Annotated in this window: 20 protein-coding genes; 11 read left to right on the forward strand and 9 right to left on the reverse strand. The window is 73.0% G+C overall.

Going from position 1 to position 23,641, the window contains the following annotated elements:
* Positions 1-6: 6 nt before the first annotated feature.
* From ccrA to ACH4LD_RS23010, 3 genes are all read right to left on the reverse strand, one after another.
* Positions 7-1,344, reverse strand: coding sequence for a crotonyl-CoA carboxylase/reductase (ccrA, locus tag ACH4LD_RS23000; RefSeq protein ID WP_398054112.1), 1,338 nt, complete (start codon positions 1,342-1,344; stop codon positions 7-9).
* A gap of 395 nt (positions 1,345-1,739) precedes the next feature.
* Complete coding sequence (locus ACH4LD_RS23005) at positions 1,740-2,558, reverse strand: TetR family transcriptional regulator (protein WP_398053636.1); 819 nt, start codon at positions 2,556-2,558, stop codon at positions 1,740-1,742.
* Between the two features lie 160 nt (positions 2,559-2,718).
* Positions 2,719-4,530 carry a 3-hydroxyacyl-CoA dehydrogenase family protein gene (locus ACH4LD_RS23010; protein WP_398053637.1) on the reverse strand — a complete coding sequence of 604 codons (1,812 nt, stop codon included), beginning with the start codon at positions 4,528-4,530 and terminating at the stop codon, positions 2,719-2,721.
* A 387-nt stretch (positions 4,531-4,917) separates the two neighbouring features.
* Here ACH4LD_RS23010 and ACH4LD_RS23015 point away from each other — a divergent pair, with 387 nt between their 5' ends.
* On the forward strand, positions 4,918-5,499 hold the full coding sequence (locus tag ACH4LD_RS23015) for an adenylosuccinate lyase (RefSeq protein ID WP_398053638.1): 582 nt from the start codon (positions 4,918-4,920) through the stop codon (positions 5,497-5,499).
* Between the two features lie 7 nt (positions 5,500-5,506).
* Here the strand turns inward: ACH4LD_RS23015 and ACH4LD_RS23020 are convergent, their stop codons facing one another.
* The 4 genes from ACH4LD_RS23020 to ACH4LD_RS23035 form a co-directional block, all read right to left on the reverse strand.
* Positions 5,507-6,025, reverse strand: a complete 519-nt coding sequence (locus ACH4LD_RS23020) for a GNAT family N-acetyltransferase (RefSeq protein WP_398053639.1) — start codon at positions 6,023-6,025, stop codon at positions 5,507-5,509.
* Positions 6,022-6,441, reverse strand: coding sequence for a RidA family protein (locus tag ACH4LD_RS23025; RefSeq protein WP_398053640.1), 420 nt, complete (start codon positions 6,439-6,441; stop codon positions 6,022-6,024). The genes ACH4LD_RS23020 and ACH4LD_RS23025 overlap by 4 nt, the downstream gene beginning before the upstream one ends.
* A 157-nt stretch (positions 6,442-6,598) precedes the next feature.
* Entirely contained in the window at positions 6,599-8,158 is a 1,560-nt protein-coding gene (locus ACH4LD_RS23030; RefSeq protein ID WP_398053641.1) for an alpha/beta hydrolase, read from the reverse strand.
* Between the two features lie 149 nt (positions 8,159-8,307).
* Positions 8,308-9,351 carry an Rv2578c family radical SAM protein gene (locus tag ACH4LD_RS23035; RefSeq protein ID WP_398053642.1) on the reverse strand — a complete coding sequence of 348 codons (1,044 nt, stop codon included), beginning with the start codon at positions 9,349-9,351 and terminating at the stop codon, positions 8,308-8,310.
* Between the two features lie 134 nt (positions 9,352-9,485).
* On the opposite strand from ACH4LD_RS23035, the gene ACH4LD_RS23040 reads away from it, so the two are divergent.
* The 9 genes from ACH4LD_RS23040 to ACH4LD_RS23080 all read left to right on the forward strand — a co-directional run bounded on the left by ACH4LD_RS23040 (position 9,486) and on the right by ACH4LD_RS23080 (position 21,748).
* Entirely contained in the window at positions 9,486-9,929 is a 444-nt protein-coding gene (locus ACH4LD_RS23040; RefSeq protein ID WP_103813408.1) for an SRPBCC family protein, read from the forward strand.
* 162 nt (positions 9,930-10,091) lie between these two features.
* Positions 10,092-12,506 carry an MFS transporter gene (locus ACH4LD_RS23045; RefSeq protein ID WP_398053643.1) on the forward strand — a complete coding sequence of 805 codons (2,415 nt, stop codon included), beginning with the start codon at positions 10,092-10,094 and terminating at the stop codon, positions 12,504-12,506.
* Positions 12,507-12,649: 143 nt separating this feature from the next.
* On the forward strand, positions 12,650-15,103 hold the full coding sequence (locus ACH4LD_RS23050) for a SpoIIE family protein phosphatase (RefSeq protein ID WP_398053644.1): 2,454 nt from the start codon (positions 12,650-12,652) through the stop codon (positions 15,101-15,103).
* Between the two features lie 137 nt (positions 15,104-15,240).
* A complete protein-coding gene (locus tag ACH4LD_RS23055; protein WP_398053645.1) occupies positions 15,241-15,960 on the forward strand; it encodes a class I SAM-dependent methyltransferase in 720 nt (239 codons plus the stop codon).
* 70 nt (positions 15,961-16,030) lie between these two features.
* Positions 16,031-16,864: a M55 family metallopeptidase gene (locus ACH4LD_RS23060; RefSeq protein ID WP_398053646.1), complete on the forward strand. Its 834-nt coding sequence runs from the start codon at positions 16,031-16,033 to the stop codon at positions 16,862-16,864.
* Positions 16,857-18,173: a M20/M25/M40 family metallo-hydrolase gene (locus ACH4LD_RS23065; protein WP_398053647.1), complete on the forward strand. Its 1,317-nt coding sequence runs from the start codon at positions 16,857-16,859 to the stop codon at positions 18,171-18,173. The genes ACH4LD_RS23060 and ACH4LD_RS23065 overlap by 8 nt, the downstream gene beginning before the upstream one ends.
* 15 nt (positions 18,174-18,188) lie before the next feature.
* Positions 18,189-20,144: a prolyl oligopeptidase family serine peptidase gene (locus ACH4LD_RS23070; RefSeq protein ID WP_398053648.1), complete on the forward strand. Its 1,956-nt coding sequence runs from the start codon at positions 18,189-18,191 to the stop codon at positions 20,142-20,144.
* Entirely contained in the window at positions 20,141-21,064 is a 924-nt protein-coding gene (locus ACH4LD_RS23075) for an LD-carboxypeptidase (RefSeq protein WP_398053649.1), read from the forward strand. Before ACH4LD_RS23070 ends, ACH4LD_RS23075 begins: the two co-directional genes overlap by 4 nt.
* Before the next feature lie 138 nt (positions 21,065-21,202).
* Positions 21,203-21,748 (forward strand): GNAT family N-acetyltransferase, encoded by a 546-nt coding sequence (locus ACH4LD_RS23080; protein ID WP_398053650.1) that lies wholly within the window; start codon positions 21,203-21,205, stop codon positions 21,746-21,748.
* Between the two features lie 5 nt (positions 21,749-21,753).
* On the opposite strand, the gene ACH4LD_RS23085 is transcribed toward ACH4LD_RS23080, so the two are convergent.
* Positions 21,754-22,101, reverse strand: a complete 348-nt coding sequence (locus ACH4LD_RS23085; protein ID WP_132782751.1) for a VOC family protein — start codon at positions 22,099-22,101, stop codon at positions 21,754-21,756.
* Between the two features lie 81 nt (positions 22,102-22,182).
* On the opposite strand from ACH4LD_RS23085, the gene ACH4LD_RS23090 reads away from it, so the two are divergent.
* Positions 22,183-22,617, forward strand: coding sequence for a phage holin family protein (locus ACH4LD_RS23090; RefSeq protein ID WP_398053651.1), 435 nt, complete (start codon positions 22,183-22,185; stop codon positions 22,615-22,617).
* A gap of 37 nt (positions 22,618-22,654) precedes the next feature.
* On the opposite strand, the gene ACH4LD_RS23095 is transcribed toward ACH4LD_RS23090, so the two are convergent.
* Positions 22,655-23,608, reverse strand: a complete 954-nt coding sequence (locus ACH4LD_RS23095; RefSeq protein ID WP_398053652.1) for an LLM class F420-dependent oxidoreductase — start codon at positions 23,606-23,608, stop codon at positions 22,655-22,657.
* Positions 23,609-23,641 lie beyond the last annotated feature (33 nt).

The raw sequence follows: 23,641 nt of genomic DNA on the forward strand, positions 1-23,641 counted from the left end.
CGGCTCTCAGACGTTCCGGAAGCGGTTGATGGCGTCGATGTGCTTCGCGCGCATCTCCTCGTCACGCACGCCCAGGCCCTCCTCGGGGGCGAGGCAGAGCACGCCGACCTTGCCCTGGTGCAGGTTGCGGTGGACGTCGTACGCCGCCTGGCCGGTCTCCTCCAGGGAGTACGTCTTCGACAGCGTCGGGTGGATCTTGCCCTTGGCGATCAGGCGGTTGGCCTCGTACGCCTCGCGGTAGTTGGCGAAGTGCGAGCCGATGATCCGCTTCAGGGACATCCACAGGTACCGGTTGTCGTACTCGTGCATGTAGCCCGAGGTCGAGGCACAGGTGGTGATGGTGCCGCCCTTGCGGGTGACGTAGACGGAGGCGCCGAAGGTCTCGCGGCCGGGGTGCTCGAAGACGATGTCGATGTCCTCGCCGCCGGTGAGTTCGCGGATGCGCTTGCCGAAGCGCTTCCACTCCTTGGGGTCCTGGGTGTGCTCGTCCTTCCAGAACTTGTAGCCCTCGGCGTTGCGGTCGATGATCGCCGTGGCGCCCATCGAGCGGCAGATCTCCGCCTTCTGGGGCGAGGAGACGACACAGATCGGGTTGGCGCCGCCCGCGAGCGCGAACTGCGTGGCGTACGAGCCGAGCCCGCCGCTCGCGCCCCAGATCAGGACGTTGTCGCCCTGCTTCATGGCGGCGCCGTTGCGGGAGACCAGCTGGCGGTAGGCGGTGGAGTTCACCAGGCCCGGGGCCGCGGCCTCCTCCCAGGTGAGGTGCTTCGGCTTCGGCATCAGCTGGTTCGTCTTGACCAGCGCTATCTCCGCGAGGCCGCCGAAGTTGGTCTCGAAGCCCCAGATGCGCTGCTCGGGGTCGAGCATGGTGTCGTCGTGGCCGTCGGGCGACTCCAGCTCGACGCTGAGGCAGTGCGCGACGACCTCGTCACCGGGCCGCCAGGCGTTGACGCCGGGGCCGGTGCGCAGGACGACGCCCGCGAGGTCGGAGCCGATGATGTGGTACGGCAGGTCGTGGCGCTTGGTCAGCGGCGACAGCTTGCCGTAGCGCTCCAGGAAGGCGAACGTCGACACCGGCTCGAAGATCGAGGTCCACACCGAGTTGTAGTTCACCGAGGAGGCCATGACGGCCACCAGGGCCTCGCCCGGGCCCAGCTCGGGCACGGGGACCTCGTCCAGGTGGATCGACTTGCGCGGGTCCTTGTCGCGGGTCTCCAGGCCCGCGAACATCTCCGTCTCGTCCTTGTGGACGGTGATCGCACGGTACGACTCGGGGAGCGGCAGGGCGGCGAAGTCGGCGGACGTGGCGTCCTTCGACTGGATCGCGTCCAGGATGTCCTTCACGGTCACGGTGTTGCCTCCGGCGGGTGAGCGCCCTGAGGGAGGGGCGCCTGTGGGTTCGTCGGTGCTGTCAGTGCTGCTGAGGGTGGTGAGGGTGTGCCGTCGGTTCGGCTCGGTGGTGCTTCGGCAGCGCTTTGTGGCGCGGGAGGTTGCCTGTGACGCAGGCGTTCGGGCGCGCAGGTGATGGTCTGCGGGGACAGCCCGGACACCTTCAACGTATGACACCGCGTGTCACCCCGCAAGGCACTGAGTGCCAGAACTTCCTCTCAAATGAAATCTTTACTTGACAGATGAGCGATGATCGATCGAATGGGCCTGTCCGGGCGGGTCAAAAAGGGCGCTGACATGCAAAAACGGCCACCCGGAGGGTGGCCGTTGTCACAGGGGGAGAGGGTGGGTCAGCGCTCCTTGAGGGCCTGTTCGATGGTGCGCATGACCTCTTCCAGAGGTGCGTCGGTGCGGGCGACGGTCACCAGTACCTCGCCCTCGACGGAGGCTGCCGCCGGCGCGGGGGCGGCCGAGCGGGAGGCCGTGCCGCGGCCGGCCCCGATCCCCGTACCGAAGGTCTTGCGCACGATGGCGAAGGCGTGGTCCAGCTGGGCCTCCACGTCCCCCTGGCCGCCCGCCCGCAGCCAGCGCCTGAGCACGTGGTTGTGCGCGGTGACCACGGCGGAGGCGGCGACCTCCGCCAGCAGCGGATCGTCGTTGGCGTCGTCGGCGTGCGCGTGCTCGTCGAAATGGCCGAGCAGATACCGCGTGAACAGGCGCTCGTAGCGGGCCACGGAGGCGATCTCGGCCTCGCGCAGGGTGGGCACCTCACGCGTGAGCTTGTAGCGGGCGACCGAGATGTCCGGCCGCGCCGCGTACATCTTCATGACCTCCTTGATGCCCCGGCACACGGTGTCGAGCGGATGCTCGTGCGCGGGCGCGGCGTTGAGGACCGCCTCCGCGCGGATCAGCGTGTCGTCGTGGTCCGGGAAGATCGCCTCTTCCTTGGAGCGGAAGTGGCGGAAGAAGGTGCGCCGGGCGACGCCGGCGGCGGCGGCGATCTCGTCGACGGTGGTGGCCTCGTACCCCTTGGTCGCGAACAGCTCCATGGCTGCTGCCGCCAGTTCCCGGCGCATCTTGAGCCGCTGGGCGGCCGCGCGGCTGCCTGCGGCACTTTCCGGCGCGTCGGGCGTAGCTGGTGTACGTGAGGACTTGGCGGGCTGGGACATGACCCGAACGTACTGCATGCGCGCAGCTCGATGCGCAGGTCCGGGGTGTCCCCCGCCCCCGGAGGGCGGGGGACCACCGGGCCGGGCGGGCGGGGGAGAGCCGCCCGGGTCGAGCAGTCCGCCCCAGTCCGGCTCCGTCCGGGACCAGTCGCCGACGCCGTCAGCGGCGGGCATACTCGCGGAAGCCGCGGCCGGTCTTGCGGCCGAGGCAGCCCGCGGCCACCAGGTGCTCCAGCAGCGGAGCCGGGGCGAGACCGGGGTCGCGGAACTCGCGGTGCAGCACCTTCTCGATGGCCAGCGAGACGTCCAGCCCGACCACGTCCAGCAGCTCGAAGGGGCCCATCGGGTAGCCGCCGCCCAGCTTCATCGCCGCGTCGATGTCGTCGAGGGACGCGTAGTGCTCCTGCACCATCTTGATCGCGTTGTTGAGGTACGGGAACAGCAGCGCGTTCACGATGAATCCGGCGCGGTCGCCGCAGTCCACCGCGTGCTTCCTGATCTTCGCGCAGACCTCGCGCACGGTCGCGTGGACGTCGTCCGCCGTCAGCACCGTCCGCACGATCTCCACCAGCTTCATCGCCGGTGCCGGGTTGAAGAAGTGCATGCCGATCACGTCCTGCGGGCGCGAGGTGGCGCGGGCACAGGCGACGACGGGCAGCGACGAGGTCGTGGTGGCCAGGACCGCGCCCGGCTTGCACACCTTGTCCAGCGTGGCGAACAGCTGCCGCTTGATCTCCAGGTCCTCGGCGACCGCCTCGACCGCCAGGTCGACCTCGGCGAAGGCGTCGTAGGAGGCCGCCGGCGTGATCCGGTCCAGGACCAGGGCCGCGGCCTCGGCGGTCAGCCGGCCCTTGTCGACGGAGCGGGAGAGCGACTTGCCGACACGGGCCTTGGCGGCCTGCGCCTTCTCCTCGCTGCGGGCGGCCAGGACGACGTCGTAGCCCGCCTTGGCGAACACCTCGGCGATGCCGGAGGCCATGGTGCCCGAGCCGGCCACGCCCACCGAGCGCACCTCGCGGCCCGCGACCGGGGAGGTGCCCGCCGCCGGGGTCAGCGCGTCCGGCACGACCGTCCCGCTGCCCGGCGCCTCGTAGGTGTAGAAACCGCGCCCCGACTTGCGGCCGGTCAGGCCCGCCTCGCTGAGCTGCTTGAGGATCGGGGCGGGGGCGTGCAGCCGGTCCCGGGACTCGGCGTACATCGCCTCCAGGACCGTCCGCGCGGTGTCCACGCCGATCAGGTCCAGCAGGGCGAGCGGGCCCATGGGCAGGCCGCAGCCGAGCCGCATCGCCGCGTCGATGTCCTCGCGGGAGGCGTACTTGGCCTCGTACATGGCGGCGGCCTGGTTGAGGTAGCCGAAGAGCAGCCCGTCCGCGACGAAGCCGGGGCGGTCGCCGACCGCGACCGGCTCCTTGCCCAGCTCGATCGCGAGGTCGGTGACGGCCGCCACGGCCTGCGGCGCGGTCAGCACCGAGGAGACGACCTCCACCAGCCGCATCGCCGGTGCCGGGTTGAAGAAGTGCAGGCCGAGCACGCGCTCGGGACGGGCCGAGTCGGCCGCCAGCCGGGTCACCGACAGCGCGTTGGTGCCGGTCGCCAGGATCGTCTCCGGGCGGACGATGCCGTCCAGTTCGCGGAAGATCTGGTGCTTGATCTCGTACGACTCCGGGGCCACCTCGATGACGAGGTCGGCGTCGGCCGCCGCGGTGAGGTCGGTGGCGGTACGGACCCGGGCCAGTGCCCGGGCGCGCTCGTCCTCGGTGAGCCGGCCGCGTGCCACGGCGCGGGCGGTGGCGGCCTCCAGGGTGGCGAGCGCCTGCGCGGTCCGCGCCTCGCTGATGTCGATGCCGATCACCTCGCGGCCGGCCTTCGCGAGGACCTCGGCGATGCCGGTGCCCATGGTGCCGAGGCCGACCACGGCGATCGTCTTGAGCGGGGACGGGGACAGAGCTGAGTCGGACAGGGGAGTGGCCATCGCGGGACTCCAGGAATGAGGTGACGACGAGGGGCGCGCCGGGTGCGCCGGAGGGCGCACCACGGGGCGAGAGGGTGCGGGTGTTGCCGGGCTGCGAGCGCACACGCCCGGGGGCGCCGGTGCCACGGGCATGCACACGCCCGGGAACGGCGGAACGTCCGACCGGCTCTGTCCCGAAGCCGGGTCGTACTGCGGTACACATGGCGTACCGAACCGACCTGCTCGCTCGCGACGGCCGCGTCACCAGACCGTCGCCAGCGGAAGTGCGAGAGGGTTACTCGCTCGTATGAGCTTAACCGGCGGGTAACGAGCGCGCCAGTCCCCGGAGGAGAACCGACTTTGTGATGTACCTCCCCCGGCCGCCACGACCCGCCTACGCTGGACCTCGTGGACGAAGAGTTGCGATCGCTCACGGAGCGCTTACGGCAGGAGTCGGGCGGCTCGGCCGCGTTCGAGCACCTGCTGGCCACCGGGGACCACGACGAACTGGCGGAGGTGCTCACCGCGCCCGGACAGCCGCTCTGGGCCAGGGAGCTGGCCGCGTTCTGCCTCGGCCGGGCCGGTGACCGGCGCTCCTTCGAGTCCCTGGTGCTGCTGCTCAACCACCGCGACCCGCCGCGCTGCGCCTCCGCCGCGCACGCCCTCGCCCGGCTCGGCGACCCGCGCACGGCCCGGGCCGCCGCGGCCCTCGCCACCAACGAACTCCGCGTCGCCTACGCCCTGCACCCGGTACGGCTCCTGGTCGCGCTGCGCGCCCCGGAGTCCGTGCCCGCGCTGATCACCACGCTGGAGCGGCGGCTGCGCCCGCACGACCCCTACCGGCGGGTGGCCCTCGCCTGTGTCGAGGGCCTGGGCGCGCTCGGCGACGCCCGCGCCCGGCGGGTCCTCACCGAGGCCCTCGCGCACCCCGCGCTCGCCGAGGCCGCGGTGCACGCGCTCGCGCGGATACCGGAGCAGCAGCCGAGCTGACGCCCGGTCAGCCGCCCAGCGTCTTCACGTACCGCACCTCGGGCACCGGTACGCCGTCCACGTCGAAGGGCTCCTCGGCCCCGTCGGGGCGGAACCCGGCGCGCTCGTAGAAGCGGCGGGCGGACGCGTTGTCCTTGAGGACCCACAGGAGCATGCGGGGATACGCCCGGCACCGCTCGGCCGACGCGGCCAGCAGCGCCCGCCCGATCCCGCCGCCCAGCCGGGCCGGGTCGACGTAGATCGCGTACAGCTCGGCGTCGCGAGTGCGCGTCCCGCCGTCCCGGTACGGCCCGTGCGCCGCCCACCCGACCACCGTGCCGGCCCGCTCGGCGACCAGGTTCACCACGGAGCCGTTCCCCTCGGCGAACCGGGCCCGCCGCCGCTCGGCGTCCGCGGTGACGCTGAGCCCGTCGAGGTACGGCTGCGGCATGAGCCCCCGGTAGGCGTGCTGCCAGCCGCGGATCCGTATCTCGGAGACGCGGTCGCAGTCGGCGAGGGTCATCTCCCGGACCGTCAGGGCACTCACGGGGCCACCACGGCGAGAGCCTCGACCTCCAGCAGGAACTCCGGCGCCACCAGCCCGGCCACCTGGACCGCCGAGGAGGCGGGCAGGCGGTCGTCGGGTATGTGGGCGGCGCGGGCCGCGCGGATCACCGGCATGTGGGCCATGTCCGTGACGAAGTACGTCAGCTTCACCACGTCCTCGAAACCGGCTCCCGCTGCGGCCAGGCAGCGCCGGAGATTCGCGAAGACCTGCCGCGCCTGGGCCGCCGGATCGCCCGCGCCGACCAGCTCGCCGTCCTCGTCGAGGGGAAGCTGGCCGGAGACCGCGACGAGGCGCCCCGTCGCGGTCACCACATGGGTGTACTGGGAGGCGGGGAACACCCCGGCCGGTGCGGGGATGCGGGTCGGTCCACGACCGGCCCGGGTGGGTTCGCTCATGGCCCCCATGATGACCCACCCCACTGACAACGCCCCGACGGACCGGGCAGGTTGCCCGACACGGCCGGGTGAGGTACCGGGCACCTGATGCGTCGTCTGCCGGCGGAAGCCGAGGTTCCGGCGGGTCGCGCGCGTTGCCGGGAGACTGGTGTGCCGGCTACCCGTGGAAGCCCAGCAGGCCGTGCAGGGTCGAGCCGCTGGACGTCGGCGGCGCCGCCTTGCCCTTCGGCGGCGTGGGGTCGGGGGTCTTCGGGCAGACCGCGTCCACCGCGCCGCCGCCGCGCGGGACCCTGCCGTCGCCGAGGTACGCGGCCAGGTGCTGGTCCAGACACGCGTTGCCGCTCAGCGTGACGCCGTGGTTGCCGCCGCCCTCCTCGACCACGAGGCTGGAGCGGGCCAGCAGCCGGTGGGCCGTGGCGCCGCCGGAGTAGGGGGTCGCCGCGTCGTCGGTCGCCTGGAAGAGCAGCGCCGGCGGGAGCGTGCCGTTGGTGACGTCCACCGGCCGCAGCGGGGCCGTGGGCCAGAAGGCGCACGGCGCGTTGTACCAGGCGTTGCTCCAGGCCATCAGGGGTGCCTTCGCGTACACGTCCCAGGCGTCCGCACGCCACCTGTTCCAGCCGCGCGGCCAGGCCGCGTCCCGGCACTGCACCGCCGCGTAGACGCTGTAGCCGTTGTCCCCCGCGGCGTCCACGGCACCGAACTTCCGGTACGCCTCCACCAGCGGCCCGGTGTCCCCGTGGTGGACCCAGGCCGCGAACGCCTCGGCGAGACGGGGCCAGTAGCCGTTGTAGTAGGCGCCGGGCGTGAAGGTGTCCTCCAGCTCGGCGGCGCCGACCCGGCCCCCGGCCGGCTTCTTCGCCAGCGCCGCCCGCATCGCGTACCAGCGGGCCTCGATCCTCGCGGGGTCCTTGCCCAGCCCGTACCTGGAGTCGTACCTGGCGATCCAGGCCGTCAGCGCCCGGTGGCGGTCGTCGAAGGCGTAGTCCTGGCCGAGGTTGTCCTCGTACCAGACGCCCTTCGGGTCGACGATCGAGTCCAGCACCAGGCGGTGCACCCGCCCCGGGAACAGCTTCGCGTACACCGCTCCCAGATAGGTGCCGTAGGAGTAGCCGAAGTAGCTGATCTTCTTCGCGCCGAGCGCCCGGCGGACGGCTTCCAGGTCCCGGGCCGAGCTGACCGTGTCCAGGTACGGCAGCAGGTCGCCGTACTTGCGGCCGCAGGCCGCGGCGAAGGACCTGGCGCGGTCGAGATTGGCCCGCTCCAGCGCGGGCGTGGCCGGTACGGAGTCGGGGCGCACCGGCTTGAAGTGGCCGGGCACGCAGTCCAGGGCCGGCCGGCTGCGGCCGACCCCGCGAGGGTCGAAGCCGATGACGTCGTACCGGGCCGCCACGCTCTTCGGCAGCGACGAGGCGACGAACCCGGCGAGCGTCAGTCCGCTGCCGCCGGGGCCGCCCGGGTTGACCAGCAGCGGACCCTGCGTGGCCCGCGCGGTGTGCGGGACGCGGGACAGCGCGATGGTGATCCGCCGCCCCGACGGGTCGGCGTGGTTCAGCGGCACCGTCAGGGACGCGCACTGGAGCCTGGGGAAGTCGGTGGTGCCGCACTTCTTCCAGCCGAGCTGCGCGGGCCGGGCGGCCCGCGCGGGTGCGGCGGTGACCGGGCCCGCCAGTACGGTGACGGCCGCGGCCGCGCACAGCAGGGCTGCGCGTGTTCTCATACGGGTCCTCCCGGGACGGAGGTCTTCGGCGAACCGCGGGGTTCACGGTTCTCGCCGGATCGTCCCGGAGCCGGGGCCCTGAGGAACGCGTTGCGGGGCCACGTGACCCGATCGGGCCGCGGGATGCCCTCGAACGACCCTGGGCGTCCTCACATGAGGCTGAGCTGGACCGGCTCCGGCTCGGTGGGGGCCGGTGCCGGCTCGGCCGGGCGGATCCGGCGGGCCAGCCCGGCGCGCGCGGGCCCGATGCCGTACTCCTGCGCCAGCTCGTGCACCTGGCGGGTGATCCGGCGCTGGTACCACTTGGGCGCGTAGGCGCCCTCCGCGTACAGCCGTTCGTACCGCCGCACCAGGTGCGGGTGGTGCTGTCCGAGCCAGGCCATGAACCACTCCCGGGCGCCGGGGCGCAGATGCAGCACCAAGGGGGTGACGGAGGTGGCCCCGGCCGCCGCGATGGCCCGTACCGTGGCCCGCAACTGCGCCGGGTCGTCGCTCAGGAACGGGATCACCGGCGCCATCAGCACCCCGCAGCCGATCCCGTGCTCCCCGAAGGTGCGGATGACGTCCAGCCGGCGCTCGGGCGCGGGCGTGCCCGGCTCCACCGTGCGCCACAGCCCGGCGTCCAGGAACCCGACGGAGACCGAGACGCCCACGTCCGTCACCTCCGCCGCCCGCACCAGCAGGTCCAGGTCACGCAGGATCAGGGTGCCCTTGGTGAGGATCGAGAACGGGTTCGCGTGATCGGTGAGCGCGGAGATGATGCCCGGCATCAGCCGGTAGCGGCCCTCGGCGCGCTGGTAGCAGTCGACGTTGGTGCCCATCGCCACGTGGTCGCCCTGCCAGCGGCGGGAGCCGAGCTGGCGCCGCAGCACCTCGGGGGCGTTCACCTTGACCACGATCTGGGTGTCGAAGCCGATGCCGGTGTCCAGGTCCAGGTAGCCGTGCGTCTTGCGGGCGAAACAGTAGACGCACGCGTGCGTGCAGCCCCGGTAGGGGTTGACCGTCCATTCGAACGGCATGCGGGAGGCACCCGGCACCCGGTTCAGCACCGAGCGCGCCCGGACCTCGTGGAAGGTGATCCCCGCGAACTCGGGCGTGTCGAACGTCCGGGTGGTGACGGCGTCCGCGCCGAACAGCACGGCATCGGCGGCCCGGCCGTGTTCGCTCTCGTCTGTGAGGTTCTCCCAGCGCATGACGCCTCCTCGCTCGCACTGCCCACAGAATAGAACATACGTTCCCATGATCGTGCGAGCCCCGATTTGGGCGGCCGGGCGCCGGGGTGGTTGGCTTGCCCCAACCCCGAGGAACCAGGTCGTGGAGGAACGCAATGGCGCAGGTCGAGGCCACTACGGAGCGGGTCGTCGCGGCGGACGCGGAGAAGGTGTTCGACGCCCTCGCCGACTACCGCGGCACGCGGCAGAAGCTGCTGCCCGAGCAGTTCAGCGAGTACGAGGTGCGCGAGGGCGGCGACGGCGAGGGCACCCTCGTCCACTGGAAGCTCCAGGCCACCAGCAAGCGGGTGCGCGACTGCCTGCTGGAGGTCAGCGAGCCCACGGACGGCGAGCTGGTCGAGAAGGACCGCAACTCCTCCATGGTCACCACCTGGCGCGTCACCCCCGCCGGTGAGGGCAGGTCCCGCGTGGTCGTCACCACCACCTGGCAGGGCGCCGGCGGCATCGGCGGCTTCTTCGAGAAGACCTTCGCGCCCAAGGGCCTCGGCCGGATCTACGACGCCCTGCTCGCCCGGCTCGCCGCCGAGGTCGAGAAGTAGTCCAAGCACCCACCGGTGAAGGGGGGTTGACCGCCGGCCGGCCCCTTCACCGGTTCGAGTGCATCTCCGGTCCATACCGGATCGTGCCGTAACTCGCCGCAGTTGTTCGCAGTTGTCGCCTTACGCGGGAAATGTGAACGGGTGTGACGAGGGGAGCGGTACGTGGGCGGGACGACACTGGTGAAGCGCGAGCCGGTCGTGGCACCGGTCTCCGGCGAGCAGACCGCGGCCGCGCCGCCGCCTCCCGCGCCGCCGCCTCCCGCGCCGCCCGCCGGAATCGGGCCCCGCCGGGTGCGGTTGGTGTTCTTCGGGCTGATGCTGGCCCTGCTGCTGGCCGCCCTCGACCAGATGATCGTCGCCACCGCCCTGCCGAAGATCGTCGGCGAGCTGCACGGCCTGGACAAGATGTCCTGGGCGATCACCTCCTACCTGCTCACCTCCACCATCGGCCTGCCGGTCTACGGCAAACTCGGCGACCTGGTCGGCCGCAAGGGCGTCTTCCAGTTCGCCATCGCCGTCTTCGTCCTCGGCTCCGCCCTCGCGGGCCGGGCCGGGACCATGGACCAGCTCATCGCCTTCCGCGCGGTCCAGGGCGTCGGCGCCGGCGGCCTCATGATCGGTGTGCAGGCGATCATCGCCGACATCGTGCCGCCCCGGGAGCGCGGCCGGTACATGGGCCTGATCGGCGCCGTCTTCGGTCTCGCCTCCGTCGCCGGACCGCTGCTCGGCGGATACTTCACCGATCACCTCTCCTGGCGCTGGTGCTTCTACGTCAACGTCCCCTTCGGACTGGTCACCCTGGCCGTCATCGCCGTCGTCCTCAAACTCCCGAGGCCGCGCACACGCGGCCGGCTCGATGTCCTCGGCACCCTGCTGCTCGCCGCCGCCTCGACCTGCCTGGTCCTGCTCACCAGCTGGGGCGGCACCGAGTACGCCTGGGGCTCCCGGCAGATCCTCGGCCTCGGCGCCGGCGCCCTCGTCGCCACCGCCCTCTTCCTGGTCGCCGAGCACTTCGCCGCCGAACCCCTCATCCCGCTGAGACTGTTCCGCGACTCCGTGTTCACCCTCAGCGGCCTGGTCGGCCTGGTGATCGGCGTCGCCCTGTTCGGCGCCGCCAGCTATCTGCCGACCTTCCTCCAGATGGTCGACGGCGCCAGCGCCACCGAGTCCGGGCTGCTGATGCTGCCCATGATGGCCGGGATCGTCGGCACCTCCATCATCGGCGGACAGCTCATCAGCCACACCGGCCGCTACAAGATCTACCCCGTGCTCGGCTGCGCCGTCGCCACCGTGGGCATGTGGCTGCTGTCCCGGCTCCAGACCGACACCCCCCGGCTGCACTACAGCATCTGGATGGCCGTGCTCGGTGCCGGGATCGGCCTGGTCATGCCGGTCCTCGTCCTCGCCGTGCAGAACTCCGTCCGCCCCGCCGACCTCGGCACCGCCACCAGCGCCAACAACTACTTCCGGCAGATCGGCGGCAGCGTCGGCGCCGCCGTCTTCGGCACCCTCTTCGCCGACCGGCTCGCCTCCTCGCTGCGCGAGGAGCTGCCCCCGCGCGCGGGCAGCGCACTGCCCGCCGCCGACTCGATCACCCCGCAGCTCGTCCACGCGCTGCCCCCGGCCCTGCGCGACGCCTACATCCGCGCCTACGCCGACGCGATGCCCCGGATCTTCCTCTACCTGGTCCCGGTGCTCGCCCTCGGCCTGCTCATCGCCTTCTTCCTCAAGGAGAAACCACTGGTGTCCCACAACACCGCCGAAACGGAGCCGCAGACCGTGACCGCCTCGATCCCCGGTGCCCGGGCGCCCTACGCCGCCGGGGTCCCCGTCTGCGGCACCGTGCAGCACCCCGACGGCACCGTGGTGCCCCGCGCGGCCCTCACCCTCATCGACGTCGCCGGACAGCAGATCGGGCGCGGCGCCAGCGGCGACGACGGGCGGTACGCGCTCAGCACGCCCGGCTCCGGCTCGTACGTGCTGATCGCCGCCGCCGGCGGGCACCAGCCGCAGGCCGTCTCCGTCACCGTCGGCGAACGCCCCGTCGAGCTCGACGTCGTCCTCGGCGGCGCCGGCCGCCTCGCCGGCAGCGTGCTCACCGCCGACGGCACCCCCGTCCGGGACGCCACCGTCACCCTCACCAACGTGCACGGCGAGGTCGTCGCGAGCACCCGCAGCGGGCGCGAGGGCGGCTACGTCATCACCGAACTGGTCGCGGGCGAGTACACCCTCGCCGCCAGCGCCCCGGCCTTCCGGCCCGCCGCCCTCCCGGTCAGCGTGCAGGCCTCCCGGGAGACCCGGCAGGACGTCGAACTCGCGGGCGGCGCCGTGCTGCGGGGCACCGTCCGGGCGAGCGGCGGACGGCCCGTGGAGGACGCGCGCGTGACCCTGCTCGACGCCGCCGGCAACGTCGTCGACACCCTCACCACCGGAGCCGACGGAACGTTCCGGTTCGTCGATCTCTCCTCCGGCGAGTACACCGTCATCGCCGCAGGTTACCCGCCGGTCGCCACGGTGTTGCAGGTCGCGGGGGGTGGCCGGACGGAACGGGACCTCCAACTGGGCCACGAGGACTGAGCGGGGCGCCCGCCGGCCGCGCCGGAGCGATCCGCTGAAACCAATTCCAGGATTGCCACACATCGCGACCGGCGGTCGTCTTACCGTAGTGGCGGGCGGCACAGATCGTTTGCGGACAGCCGTGGGGAGAGAGGGCCTGGGCCATGGACCGTGGCAGCGAGCGGGACACAGCTCCCGGGCGCGGCATCGGCGACACCGCCGCGGGCCGGATTCCGCTGGCCGTGGTCGTCGTCGACCGGGCCGGGCTGGTGTCCCACTGGAGCACCGGCGCGCGGCGCCTGTTCGGCGTCAGCCGTGAGGACGCCGTCGGACAGCCCGCGGCCGACCTGCTGCCCGTCTCCGGTGCCCTGCCGGAGGACCTCCAGGACGGCGCGCTGCCGGACGCGTACGAGACGTACGACGGGCCCGGCCCCGACCTGGAGAACTCGCTCGGCGGGCACACCGGCTACGCCACGGCCGGGCGCGCCCGTCTCCGCCCGCCCCCGCGGACGCCCGACGGGGAGCGGCTGGACGTGCTGTGGTGGGCCTACCCGCTGGTCGGCCCGGGCCCCGCGCGGCTGCTCGTGCTCGCCGCCGACGCCACCCGGCTGCGCGACGAACGCGGCTACGACGACGAGACCGCCGAACGCATCTCGCCCGGCTTCGCCCGCCACACCGAACTGCCCGCCTCCGACGAACTCGAACGGCGGCTGCCCGAGATCCTGCCCAACATGGGTCCGGGACTCAGCGCCCGCATCGTCGCGCAGGTCCTCGAACTCGGCTATCCGGTCCTGGAGTTCAGCCAGTACGACCGGGTGCCCGTGACCCCGTACTGGGGTGTGCCCCGCCGCCCCGGGCGCACCCGCGCCGAGGAAGCCGACGCACCGCGGCAGCGGGCCGTGGCCGTGGTCCCGGCCGGCGCCGAACTGGACCTGGAGTACGCCGCCGTCCGCGAGCGGCTGGAGTTCCTCAACGAGGTCAGCTCCCGCATCGGCTCCTCCCTGGACCTCGGCGAGACCATCCGCGAGGTCACCAGCGCCGCCGTGCCCCGGTTCGCGGACTTCGCCGGCACCCATCTGCGGGCCGCCGTGCTGGCCGGCGAAGGCTTCCCGGACGGCCCGCCGGACGCCAGCACCGTGATGTTCCGCGTCTGGGTCGAGCACAACGACGAACCGGGCCGCTGGGACGACACCGTGCCCGTCGGCGAGGCCTTCGCCTTCCCCGAGCACACCCCCTTCTACCAGTGCATGGTCACCGGCGAGCCGGTGCTCGTCCCGAGGGTCACCGAGGAGCTCTCCGAGCGCATCTCCGGCGAGTTCGAGAAGCGCGACCTGCGGCCCCTCATCGGCGGCCGGTCGCTGCTCATCGTGCCGCTCAAGGCGCGCAACGTCGTCCTCGGCTTCATGGTGCTGATGCGCCGCCCCGACCGGCCGCAGTTCGACGACATGGACCGCACCACCGGCGCCGAACTCGCCGCCCGCGCGGGCCTCGTGCTCGACAACGCCCGTATGTACACCTACCAGGAGAACGTCGCCGACACCCTCCAGGACAGCATGCTGCCGCAGGTCACCCCGCGGATGCCCGGCTGCGACATCGCCACCCGCTATCTGCCCGGCACCCGGCTCGGCCGGATCGGCGGCGACTGGTTCGACACCATCAAACTGCCCGGCTCCCGCACCGCCCTCGTGGTCGGCGACGTCATGGGACACGGCCTCAACTCGGCCGCGATGATGGGCCAGTTGCGCACCGCCGTGCAGACCATGGCCGCGATGGAGACCCCGCCCGCCCAACTGCTGCGCAACCTGGACGACCTGGCCCGCAGGCTCGGCGACACCTACCTCGCCACCTGCCTGTACGCCGTGTACGACCCGATCCGCGGCGACCTGACCCTCGCCAACGCCGGCCACATCCCGCCCGTGCTGGTCCGTGCCGAGGACGGCAGCAGCGAACTCCTCGAACTGCCCACCGGAGCGCCGATCGGCGTCGGTGGCGTCCCCTTCGAGGTCAGGCGGGTCAAGGTCGCGCCCGGAGACCGGCTGGTGCTGTGCACCGACGGCCTGGTCGAGGTGCGCGGCTCCGACATCGGCGAGGGCCTCGCCGCGCTCTGCGAGTCCGCCGCCCACCCCGCGGCCTCCATGGACGACGCCTGCGACACCATCATCCGCGCCCTGAACACCCGCGGCGGACGCAAGGACGACGTCGCCCTGCTCATGGCCCGTCTCAACGGCATCCCCGACGAGCACGTCGCCGAGTGGCGGCTCGACGCCGACCCGCGCGAGGTGGCCCGCGCCCGCCGCCTGGTCCGCGAACGGCTCCTGGAGTGGGGCCTGCCGCAGGCCGTGGAGACGGCCGAGCTGCTGGTCAGCGAGGTGGTCACCAACGCCGTCCGGCACGCGGAGAGCGACCGGATCGGGTTGCGGGTGGTCCGCACGGACGCGCTGCTGTTCGAGGTCACCGACGACGAACCCGCCCTGCCCGCCATGCTGAGCGCCGGCCCCCACGACGAGTCGGGCCGTGGCCTGCGCGTGGTCAGCCGGCTGGCCCGGGAGTGGGGCGCCAGCGGCAGCGGACACCGCAAGACCGTCTGGTTCGAGCAGGCCGTCACCACCCGCGACTGACAGCAGGACGGGGCACGCGGACCGCGCGCCCCGAGCGACCAGGGGCCGTACATCTCGTGAAGGTGACCGCCCGGCTCTTGCCCTGCTCCCCGTCCCCGCGATATCCCGATCACGGAACCGACCCGTGGGGAGATCGTATGAACGTCTCGGAGAACTACCGCAACGCGTGGGAGAGTTACTGGAGTGAAACCTCCGACGGCCGGGGCGAGGCGATCTGGGACGCCGACCCCTCCCTGAGCGCCGCACCGCACAGCGAACTGCTCCTGGCCCACGCCGACAACGGCCGGACGATCGTCGACCTCGGCTGCGGCAACGGCACCCAGACCCGCTACCTGGCCACCCGCTTCACCCGCGCCGTCGGCGTCGACCTCTCGCACGCCGCCGTCGAGCACGCCCGCCGCGCCGCGAACGGCGCCCCCGTCGAGTTCCAGCAGCTCGACCTCACCGACACGGACGCCGTCCGCGCCCTGCACCAGCGGCTCGGCGACAGCCACGTCTACATGCGGGCCGTCATCCACCAGAGCGAACCGGCCGCGCGCCCCGCGGTGGCCGCCGCCGTCGCCGAACTCATCGGCACCGAAGGCCGGGCCTTCGTGGTCGAGCTCACCTCCGGCTCGCGCGACGTCCTGCGGCGGGCGGCGTCCGAGCCGGGCGGCCCGGGCCCCAAGCTCCAGCGCGTCTTCCACCACGGCCTCAAGCCCGCCGACGCACCCGACGAGGAGATACCGCGACTGCTCGTCAAGGCCGGTCTCACCGTCCTGGCCGACGGCGAGACGGTACTGCCGCAGACCGAGCACCTCGCGGACGGCACCCGCATCGACCTGCCGGCCCGCTGGTTCGTCCTCGCCGGGGCCTGACCGGACCCGAGATCGCTTCCCCCGGCGAGGTCGTAGCCTGTCCGCCGCTCGACGCGTAACGTGACCGACCATGAAGATCCTCATCAGTGCCGACATGGAGGGGGCCACGGGCGTCACCTGGCCCGCCGACGTGCTGCCGGGGACGCCGCAGTGGGAGCGGTGCCGCTCGATGTTCACCTCGGACGTGAACGCCGCCGTCGAGGGCTTCTTCGACGGCGGCGCCGACCAGGTGCTCGTCAACGAGGCCCACTGGACCATGCGCAACCTCCTCCTGGAGCGGCTCGACGAGCGGGTCGAGATGCTCACCGGCCGGCACAAGGCGCTGTCCATGGTGGAGGGCGTCCAGCACGGTGACGTCGACGGCATCGCGTTCGTCGGATACCACGCGGGCGCCGGCATGGAGGGCGTCCTCGCCCACACCTACCTGGCCAACCAGATCACCGGGGTGTGGCTGAACGACGTCCGCGCCAGCGAGGGTCTGCTCAACGCGCGCGTCGTCGCCGAGTACGGCGTCCCCGTCGTCCTCGTCACCGGCGACGACGTGGCCTGCGAGGACGCCCTCGGCTACGCGCCCGAGGCCCCGAAGGTCGCCGTCAAGGACCATGTGTCGCGGTACGCGGCCGTGTGCCGGACGCCGGCCCGGACCGCGGCCGACATCCGCGCGGCGGCCAAGGAGGCCGCCCGGCTGGCGGTCCGTCACCCACCGGTCGATGACGGCCCGTTCACGGTCGCCGTCGAGTTCGACGCCGAACATCTCGCGATGGCCGCGACCGTCGTGCCGGGCGTGGCGCGGACCGGGGAGCGGAAGGTGGCGTACACCAGCGCCACGATGTACGAGGGGATCAGGACGTTCAAGGCGGTCACCACGATCGTCTCTGCCGCCGTGGAGGAGCAGTATGGCTGACCAGCAGGCCGACGAACTGGCCCTGGCCGAGGTCGTGGAGTTCACCTCCGGCCTGATCCGCATCGACACCACCAACCGGGGCGGCGGGGACTGCCGGGAGCGGCCCGCCGCCGAGTACGCGGCCGAACGGCTGGCGGGGGCGGGCCTGGACCCGCTGCTGCTGGAGCGTACCCGGGGCCGCACCAACGTCGTGGCCCGCATCGAGGGCACCGACCCGTCCGCCGACGCGCTGCTGGTGCACGGGCACCTGGACGTGGTGCCGGCCGAGGCCGCCGACTGGACCGTGCACCCGTTCTCCGGCGAGGTCCGGGACGGCGTGGTGTGGGGGCGGGGCGCCGTCGACATGAAGAACATGGACGCGATGATCCTGGCCGTGGTCCGGTGCTGGGCCCGGCAGGGCGTGCGGCCCCGCCGGGACATCGTCCTCGCGTTCACCGCCGACGAGGAGGCCAGCGCCGAGGACGGCTCCGGGTTCCTCGCCGACCGGCACCCCGAACTCTTCGAGGGCTGCACGGAGGGCATCAGCGAGTCGGGCGCCTTCACCTTCCACGACGGGTCCGGGCGGGAGATCTACCCGGTCGCCGCGGGGGAGCGGGGCACCGCCTGGCTGAAGCTCACCGCGCGGGGCAGGGCCGGGCACGGCTCCAAGGTGAACAGAGAGAACGCGGTGACCCGGCTCGCCGCCGCCGTCACCCGCATCGGCGAGCACGAGTGGCCGCTCCGGCTCACGCCCACCGTACGGGCCGCCCTCACCGAACTCGCCGGGCTGTACGGCATCGACCCCGACTTCACCGACGTGGACCGGCTGCTGGAGAAGCTCGGCCCGGCCGCGAAGCTGGTCGAGTCGACCGTCCGCAACAGCGCCAACCCGACCATGCTGGACGCCGGTTACAAGCTCAACGTCATCCCGGGCGAGGCGGTCGCCCACGTGGACGGGCGCTATCTGGCCGGTGCGGAGGAGGAGTTCACCGCCACGCTGGACGAGCTGACGGGGCAGGACGTCGACTGGGAGTTCGCGCACCGCGAAGTGGCCCTCCAGGCACCGGTGGACGCGCCGGTGTTCGCGAGGATGCGGGCAGCGGTGGAGGAGTTCGCGCCGGGCGGGCACGTGGTGCCGTACTGCATGTCGGGCGGCACGGACGCCAAGCAGTTCTCCCGGCTGGGCATCACCGGCTACGGCTTCGCCCCGCTGAAGCTGCCCGTGGACCTCGACTACCAGGCGCTGTTCCACGGAGTGGACGAGCGGGTGCCCGTGGAGGCACTGCACTTCGGGGTCCGCGTCCTGGACCGGTTCCTGCGGACGGCCTAGACGATGGGGGAGCAAATGCGCAGCGCGCCGTACGGATCGTGGCCCTCGCCGATCGACGCGGCCCTCGCCGCCGCGCACGACGGGCGGCCGGACTGGGTGGGTTTCGTCGGGGACGAGGTCTGGTGGACCGAGCCCCGGCCGGCCGAGGGCGGCCGGCGGGCCCTGGTGCGGCGGCGGACCGACGGGGGCGAGGAGTCCGTGCTGCCCGCGCCGTGGAACGTGCGCAGCCGGGTCATCGAGTACGGCGGCCGGCCCTGGACCGGGGTGGTTCACGACGGCCGGCCGCTGATCGTCTTCGTGCACTTCGCCGACCAGCGGCTGTACCGGTACGAGCCAGGCGGCGAGCCCGCCCCGCTCACCCCGGTCTCACCGGTGGGCGGCGGCCTGCGCTGGGCGGAGCCGCGGATCGACCTCGCCCGCGGTGAGGTCTGGTGCGTGCTGGAGGAGTCCACCGGGGACGGCCCCGACGACATCCGGCGGGTGCAGGCCGCCGTACCGCTGGACGGTTCGGCCGCCGGCGACCGCGCCGCCGTCCGCGAGCTGATCGGGCCCCGGCACCGGTTCGTCACCGGTGCCCGGCTCTCCCCGGACGGCCGGCGGGCCGCCTGGCTGGCCTGGGACCACCCGCGGATGCCGTGGGACGGGACGGAGCTGCTGGTCGCCGAGGTGACGGAGGACGGCCTGCTGAAGGACGCGCGGACCGTCGCCGGCGGCCCGGACGAGGCCGTCGCCCAGGTCGAGTGGTCGGCGGACGGCGGCCTGCTGTACGTCAGCGACCGCAGCGGCTGGTGGAACCTCTACCGCGACGGCACCCCGCTGTGTCCGCGCGAGGAGGAGTTCGGCGGGCCGCTGTGGCAGCTCGGACTGCGCTGGTTCGCGCCCCTGGACAACGGTCTCCTGGCCGTCCTCCACGGTCGAGGGCCGGCCGCGCTCGGGATACTCGACCCGGAGTCCGGCGAGATCGTGGACGCCGTCGGACCGTGGACGGAGTGCGCCGCCGGCCTCGCGACCCACGGCACACGCGTCGTCACGGTCGCGGCCGGCCCCCGCACCGCCTACGAAGTGGTCGAACTGGACACCGCCACCGGCCGCTCCCGGGTGATCGGCTGCCGGCACCAGGACCCCGTCGACCCCGCCTACTACCCGGAGCCGCGGGCCCGCACCTTCACCGGCCCCGGCGGCCGCGAGGTGCACGCCCAGCTCTACCCGCCGCACCACCCCGCCCGCACCGCGCCCGACGGCGAGCTGCCGCCGTACGTCATCTGGGCGCACGGCGGCCCCACCAGCCGGGTGCCGCTCGTGCTGGACCTGGAGATCGCCTACTTCACCTCGCGGGGCATCGGCGTCGCCGAGGTGAACTACGGCGGCTCCACCGGGTACGGCCGGGCCTACCGGGAGCGGCTGCGCGAGCAGTGGGGCGTGGTCGACGTCGAGGACTGCGCGGCCGTCGCCCGGGCCCTCGCCGAGGAGGGCACCGCCGACCCCGCCCGGCTGGCGATCCGGGGCGGCAGCGCGGGCGGCTGGACCGCCGCCGCCTCCCTGACCACGACCGACGTCTACGCCTGCGGCACCGTCATCTACCCGGTGCTCGACCTCGCCACCTGGGGCCCCGGCGACACCCACGACTTCGAGTCCCGCTACCTGGAGTCGCTGATCGGCCCGCGCGCCGAGGTGCCCGCCCGGTACGCCGACCGCTCACCGACCACGCACGCCGACCGGCTCACCGCGCCGTTCCTGCTCCTCCAGGGCCTGGACGACGTCATCTGCCCGCCCGCCCAGTGCGAACGCTTCCTCGCCCGGATCGCGGGCCGGGGCGTGCCGCACGCCTACCTCACCTTCGCGGGGGAGGGGCACGGGTTCCGCCGGGCCGACACCATGATCCGCGCCCTGGAGGCCGAACTGTCCCTGTACGCCCAGGTGTTCGGGCTCGACCCGACACCGCCGGTGCCGAAGGTGGAGCTGAACCAGTGAAGGAACTCCTGCGACCACGCCGGCTGGCCCCCGGTGCCCGGGTCGCCGTCGTAGCCACCAGCGGACCGGTGCCCGAGGAGCGGATCCAGGCGGGCCTGGACGTGCTGCGCGGCTGGGACCTCGACCCGGTGGTCGGACCGCATGTCCTGGACCGGCACCCCGAGTTCGGCTACCTGGCCGGCACGGACGCCGACCGCGCCGCCGACCTCCAGAACGCCTGGTGCGACCCCTCCGTCGACGCCGTGATGTGCGCCCGCGGCGGCTACGGCGCGCAGCGCATGGTCGACCTGCTCGACTGGGACGCGCTGCGGGCGGCCGGGCCCAAGGTCTTCGTCGGGTTCAGCGACATCACCGTCCTGCACGAGGCCTTCGCGACCCGCCTGGGCCTCGCCACCCTGCACGGGCCGGTGGCGGCCGGCATCGACTTCATCAAGAACGCGCGGGCCCAGGAGCACCTGCGGGCCACGCTGTTCGCCCCCGAGACCGTCCAAACGATCGCCTCCGGCGGTACGGCCCTCGTCCCCGGCCGGGCCCGGGGCGTCACCCTCGGCGGCTGCCTCTCCCTGCTCGCCGCCGAACTCGGTACCCCGCACGCCCGGCCCTCCGCGCGCGGCGGACTGCTCTGCCTGGAGGACGTGGGCGAGGAGACGTACCGGCTGGACCGCTACCTCACCCAGTTGCTGCGCTCCGGCTGGCTGGAGGGGGTGCACGGGGTGCTGCTCGGCTCCTGGGAGGACTGCTCGGACTACGCCGGGCTGCGGCCCCTGCTGGCCGACCGGCTCGGCGGACTCGGGGTCCCGGTCGCGGAGAACGTCGGATTCGGCCACGGCGAAGGGGCGTTGACGATCCCGCTCGGAGTCGCGGCCACGCTGAACGCGGAGACGGGCACGCTGACACTGGACGAGCCGGCGCTGCGCTGACGCGGGGGCGGTCAGGCTGAGTGTCAGGGGCCGGCGTCGCACCGAGGTGCGGGCGGGCGCGCGGACGCGGACCGACCGGCGCTGACGCGAGGGCCGGTCGGACGAGCCGGCGCCGCGCGAACGCCGTAGGCTGGCCGGATGCCGCACCCGCCGTCCCGTCCCCTCGCCGAGGGCCCGCGCGTCGCCATCCGCCCCTTCACCCTCGCCGACGGCCCCGAGTTCACCGCACGGGCCCGGGAGAGCAAGGACCTGCACCGGCCCTGGCTGTTCCCGCCGGACACCGAGGAGGCGTACGCCGACTACGCCGGCCGGCTCATCGAGGATCCGGCCCGGGCCGGCTTCCTGGTGTGCGAGAAGGACAGCGGGGCCATCGCCGGCTTCATCAACATCAACAACATCGTGCGCGGCGGCTTCCAGTGCGGCGCCCTCGGCTACGGCGCCTTCGCGCACGCGGCCGGGCGGGGCCTGATGCGCGAAGGGCTGGAGCTGGTGATCGGGTACGCCTTCGGGCCGCTCGGCCTGCACCGGCTGGAGATCAACGTCCAGCCGGGCAACGCGGCCTCCATCGCCCTCGCCCGGGGCGCCGGGTTCCGCCTGGAGGGCTTCTCACCCGACATGATCCACGTCGACGGGGCCTGGCGCGATCACGAACGCTGGGCCCTCACCGCCGAGATGCGCGACTGAGCGGCTCAGCCCCGCTGGTCGACGTACTCGAAGACCGAGCCGTCCGGGTGCACCGCCAGCAGGTTGCGGCCCACCGGCGTCGGTACCGGCCCCGCGACGATCGTGGCGCCCAGCCCGGTCAGCAGCCGGTGGGCCTCGTCCACGTCCTTCACCGCGATCGTCGCCGTCACCTTGCGCAGGATCTCCAGCTCCGACTCGGGACCGCTCATGAGCAGGAAGGAACCGACCGCGGCGACCTGGACGCCGCCGCGCTGGAAGCGCAGGGCCGTGCCGCCCGACAGGCTCTCGTAGAAGGGGATCGCGGCTTCGAGGTCGTCGACGCAGATGCGCAGCGAGGCGCCCAGAATCTCCATGCGCCCGAGCCTAGTTGGGGCCGCCGGGCGCGCGCAGGCCCCCCGGCGTTACCCGCTGTGCCCGGCGGGTACCCGCAGGGTATGGACCGTTTGGATCACCTGGAACATCTGGACAGGCACCTCGTCGAGGAGCTGGCGCAGGTGGCACGCGAGACGGTACGCGACGAGCTGCGCGAGCAGTCCCGCAAACAGCGCCGCACCGCCGTGCTCTACGCCGCCTCGGGTGCCGCCGCCCTGTACGCGGGCGGCGCGGTGGCCCTCGCCGTGGGCCTGGCCCTGGCGATCGGCCTGCCCGGCTGGGCCGCGGCGCTGATCACCGCGGCGCTCCTGGGCGCGGTGGCCTACTTCCTGCGCGGCGCCGCCCACTCGGGGCACGGACCCCAAGCCCCGCACCGCGTGGTCGGCGGCACCGCGCCGGCCGCACCGCCGGGCGGTCTGGGGATGCCGTACCCGCCGATGCCGGAGACTCCCCCGACGCCACAGACACCGCCGGACGCACCCCACAACCGGGCCTGACGGCGCGAGGGCGGGGCCGCCGGCCCCGCCCCGCCCCTCAGCCGAGCTGCGGCAGCACCTTCGTCCGGTAGAAGTCGAAGAACCCCCGCTGGTCCGGCCCGATCTGGTTCACGTACACCCGGTCGAACCCGGCGTCGGCGAACGCCTTCAGCGCCGAGACGTGCTCGTCCACGTCGTCCCCGCACACCGACTTCTCCCGCACCATGTCCTCGGTGACCAGCTCCTGCAACTGCTCGAAGTGCCGCGGCGAGGGCAGTACCTGCCCCATCTCGCCGGGCAGCAGCTCGTTGTACCAGAGCCGGTGTACCGTACGGACGCACTCGTCGCGGTCGGCGCCGTAGCAGACCTTCGTGCCGCCGCTGACCAGCTTGGCCCCGCCGCCGCCCTTGCGGAACCGGGTGACCATCTCCTCCTCCGGCATCATCGTGATGTAGCCGTCGCCCACGCGGGCGGCCAGCGAGGTCGCCTTCGGGCCGAAGCCGGAGATGTCGATCGGGACGGGTTCCTCCGGGACGGTGTAGAGACGGGCGTTCTCCACGGTGTAGTGCGTGCCGTGGTGGTTGACCTCCTCGCCGGTGAAGAGGCGGCGCATCACCTGGATCGCCTCCTCCAGCATCTCCAGGCGCACGTGCAGCGGCGGCCACGGGTCGCCGAGGATGTGTTCGTTCAGCGCCTCGCCGGTGCCGAGGCCGAGCCGGAAGCGGCCCTCCGTCATCACCGCGCTGGTCGCCGCGGCCTGCGCCACGACCGCCGGGTGCATCCGCACGGTCGGACAGGTCACTGCGGTCTCGATGGGCAGCGACACCGCCTCCGACAGCGCGCCGATCACCGACCACACGAACGCGCTCTGTCCCTGCGCGTCGTTCCACGGATGGTAGTGGTCGGAGATCCACAGCGCCTGGAAACCGGCCTGCTCGGCCATCCGGGCCTGTTCGACGAGGGCTGCGGGGTCGTGCTCCTCGCTCGCCAGGAAATAGCCGTACTCGGGCATGGGGGGCACCTCCGCGCGGGCGACGCTGGTGAT

This window comes from Streptomyces sp. NPDC017676 (assembly GCF_044329325.1).
Lineage (GTDB): Bacteria > Actinomycetota > Actinomycetes > Streptomycetales > Streptomycetaceae > Streptomyces.

Coding starts and splice junctions, on each gene's coding strand:
- ACH4LD_RS23005 (WP_398053636.1), bottom strand. CDS start 2,558: ATGTCCCAGCCCGCCAAGTCCTCACGTACACCAGCTACGCCCGACGCG.
- ACH4LD_RS23050 (WP_398053644.1), top strand. CDS start 12,650: ATGGACCGTGGCAGCGAGCGGGACACAGCTCCCGGGCGCGGCATCGGC.
- ACH4LD_RS23060 (WP_398053646.1), top strand. CDS start 16,031: ATGAAGATCCTCATCAGTGCCGACATGGAGGGGGCCACGGGCGTCACC.
- ACH4LD_RS23085 (WP_132782751.1), bottom strand. CDS start 22,101: ATGGAGATTCTGGGCGCCTCGCTGCGCATCTGCGTCGACGACCTCGAA.
- ACH4LD_RS23095 (WP_398053652.1), bottom strand. CDS start 23,608: ATGCCCGAGTACGGCTATTTCCTGGCGAGCGAGGAGCACGACCCCGCA.
- ACH4LD_RS23035 (WP_398053642.1), bottom strand. CDS start 9,351: ATGCGCTGGGAGAACCTCACAGACGAGAGCGAACACGGCCGGGCCGCC.
- ACH4LD_RS23065 (WP_398053647.1), top strand. CDS start 16,857: ATGGCTGACCAGCAGGCCGACGAACTGGCCCTGGCCGAGGTCGTGGAG.
- ACH4LD_RS23070 (WP_398053648.1), top strand. CDS start 18,189: ATGCGCAGCGCGCCGTACGGATCGTGGCCCTCGCCGATCGACGCGGCC.
- ACH4LD_RS23055 (WP_398053645.1), top strand. CDS start 15,241: ATGAACGTCTCGGAGAACTACCGCAACGCGTGGGAGAGTTACTGGAGT.
- ACH4LD_RS23090 (WP_398053651.1), top strand. CDS start 22,183: ATGGACCGTTTGGATCACCTGGAACATCTGGACAGGCACCTCGTCGAG.
- ACH4LD_RS23080 (WP_398053650.1), top strand. CDS start 21,203: ATGCCGCACCCGCCGTCCCGTCCCCTCGCCGAGGGCCCGCGCGTCGCC.
- ACH4LD_RS23040 (WP_103813408.1), top strand. CDS start 9,486: ATGGCGCAGGTCGAGGCCACTACGGAGCGGGTCGTCGCGGCGGACGCG.
- ACH4LD_RS23010 (WP_398053637.1), bottom strand. CDS start 4,530: ATGGCCACTCCCCTGTCCGACTCAGCTCTGTCCCCGTCCCCGCTCAAG.
- ACH4LD_RS23025 (WP_398053640.1), bottom strand. CDS start 6,441: ATGAGCGAACCCACCCGGGCCGGTCGTGGACCGACCCGCATCCCCGCA.
- ACH4LD_RS23030 (WP_398053641.1), bottom strand. CDS start 8,158: ATGAGAACACGCGCAGCCCTGCTGTGCGCGGCCGCGGCCGTCACCGTA.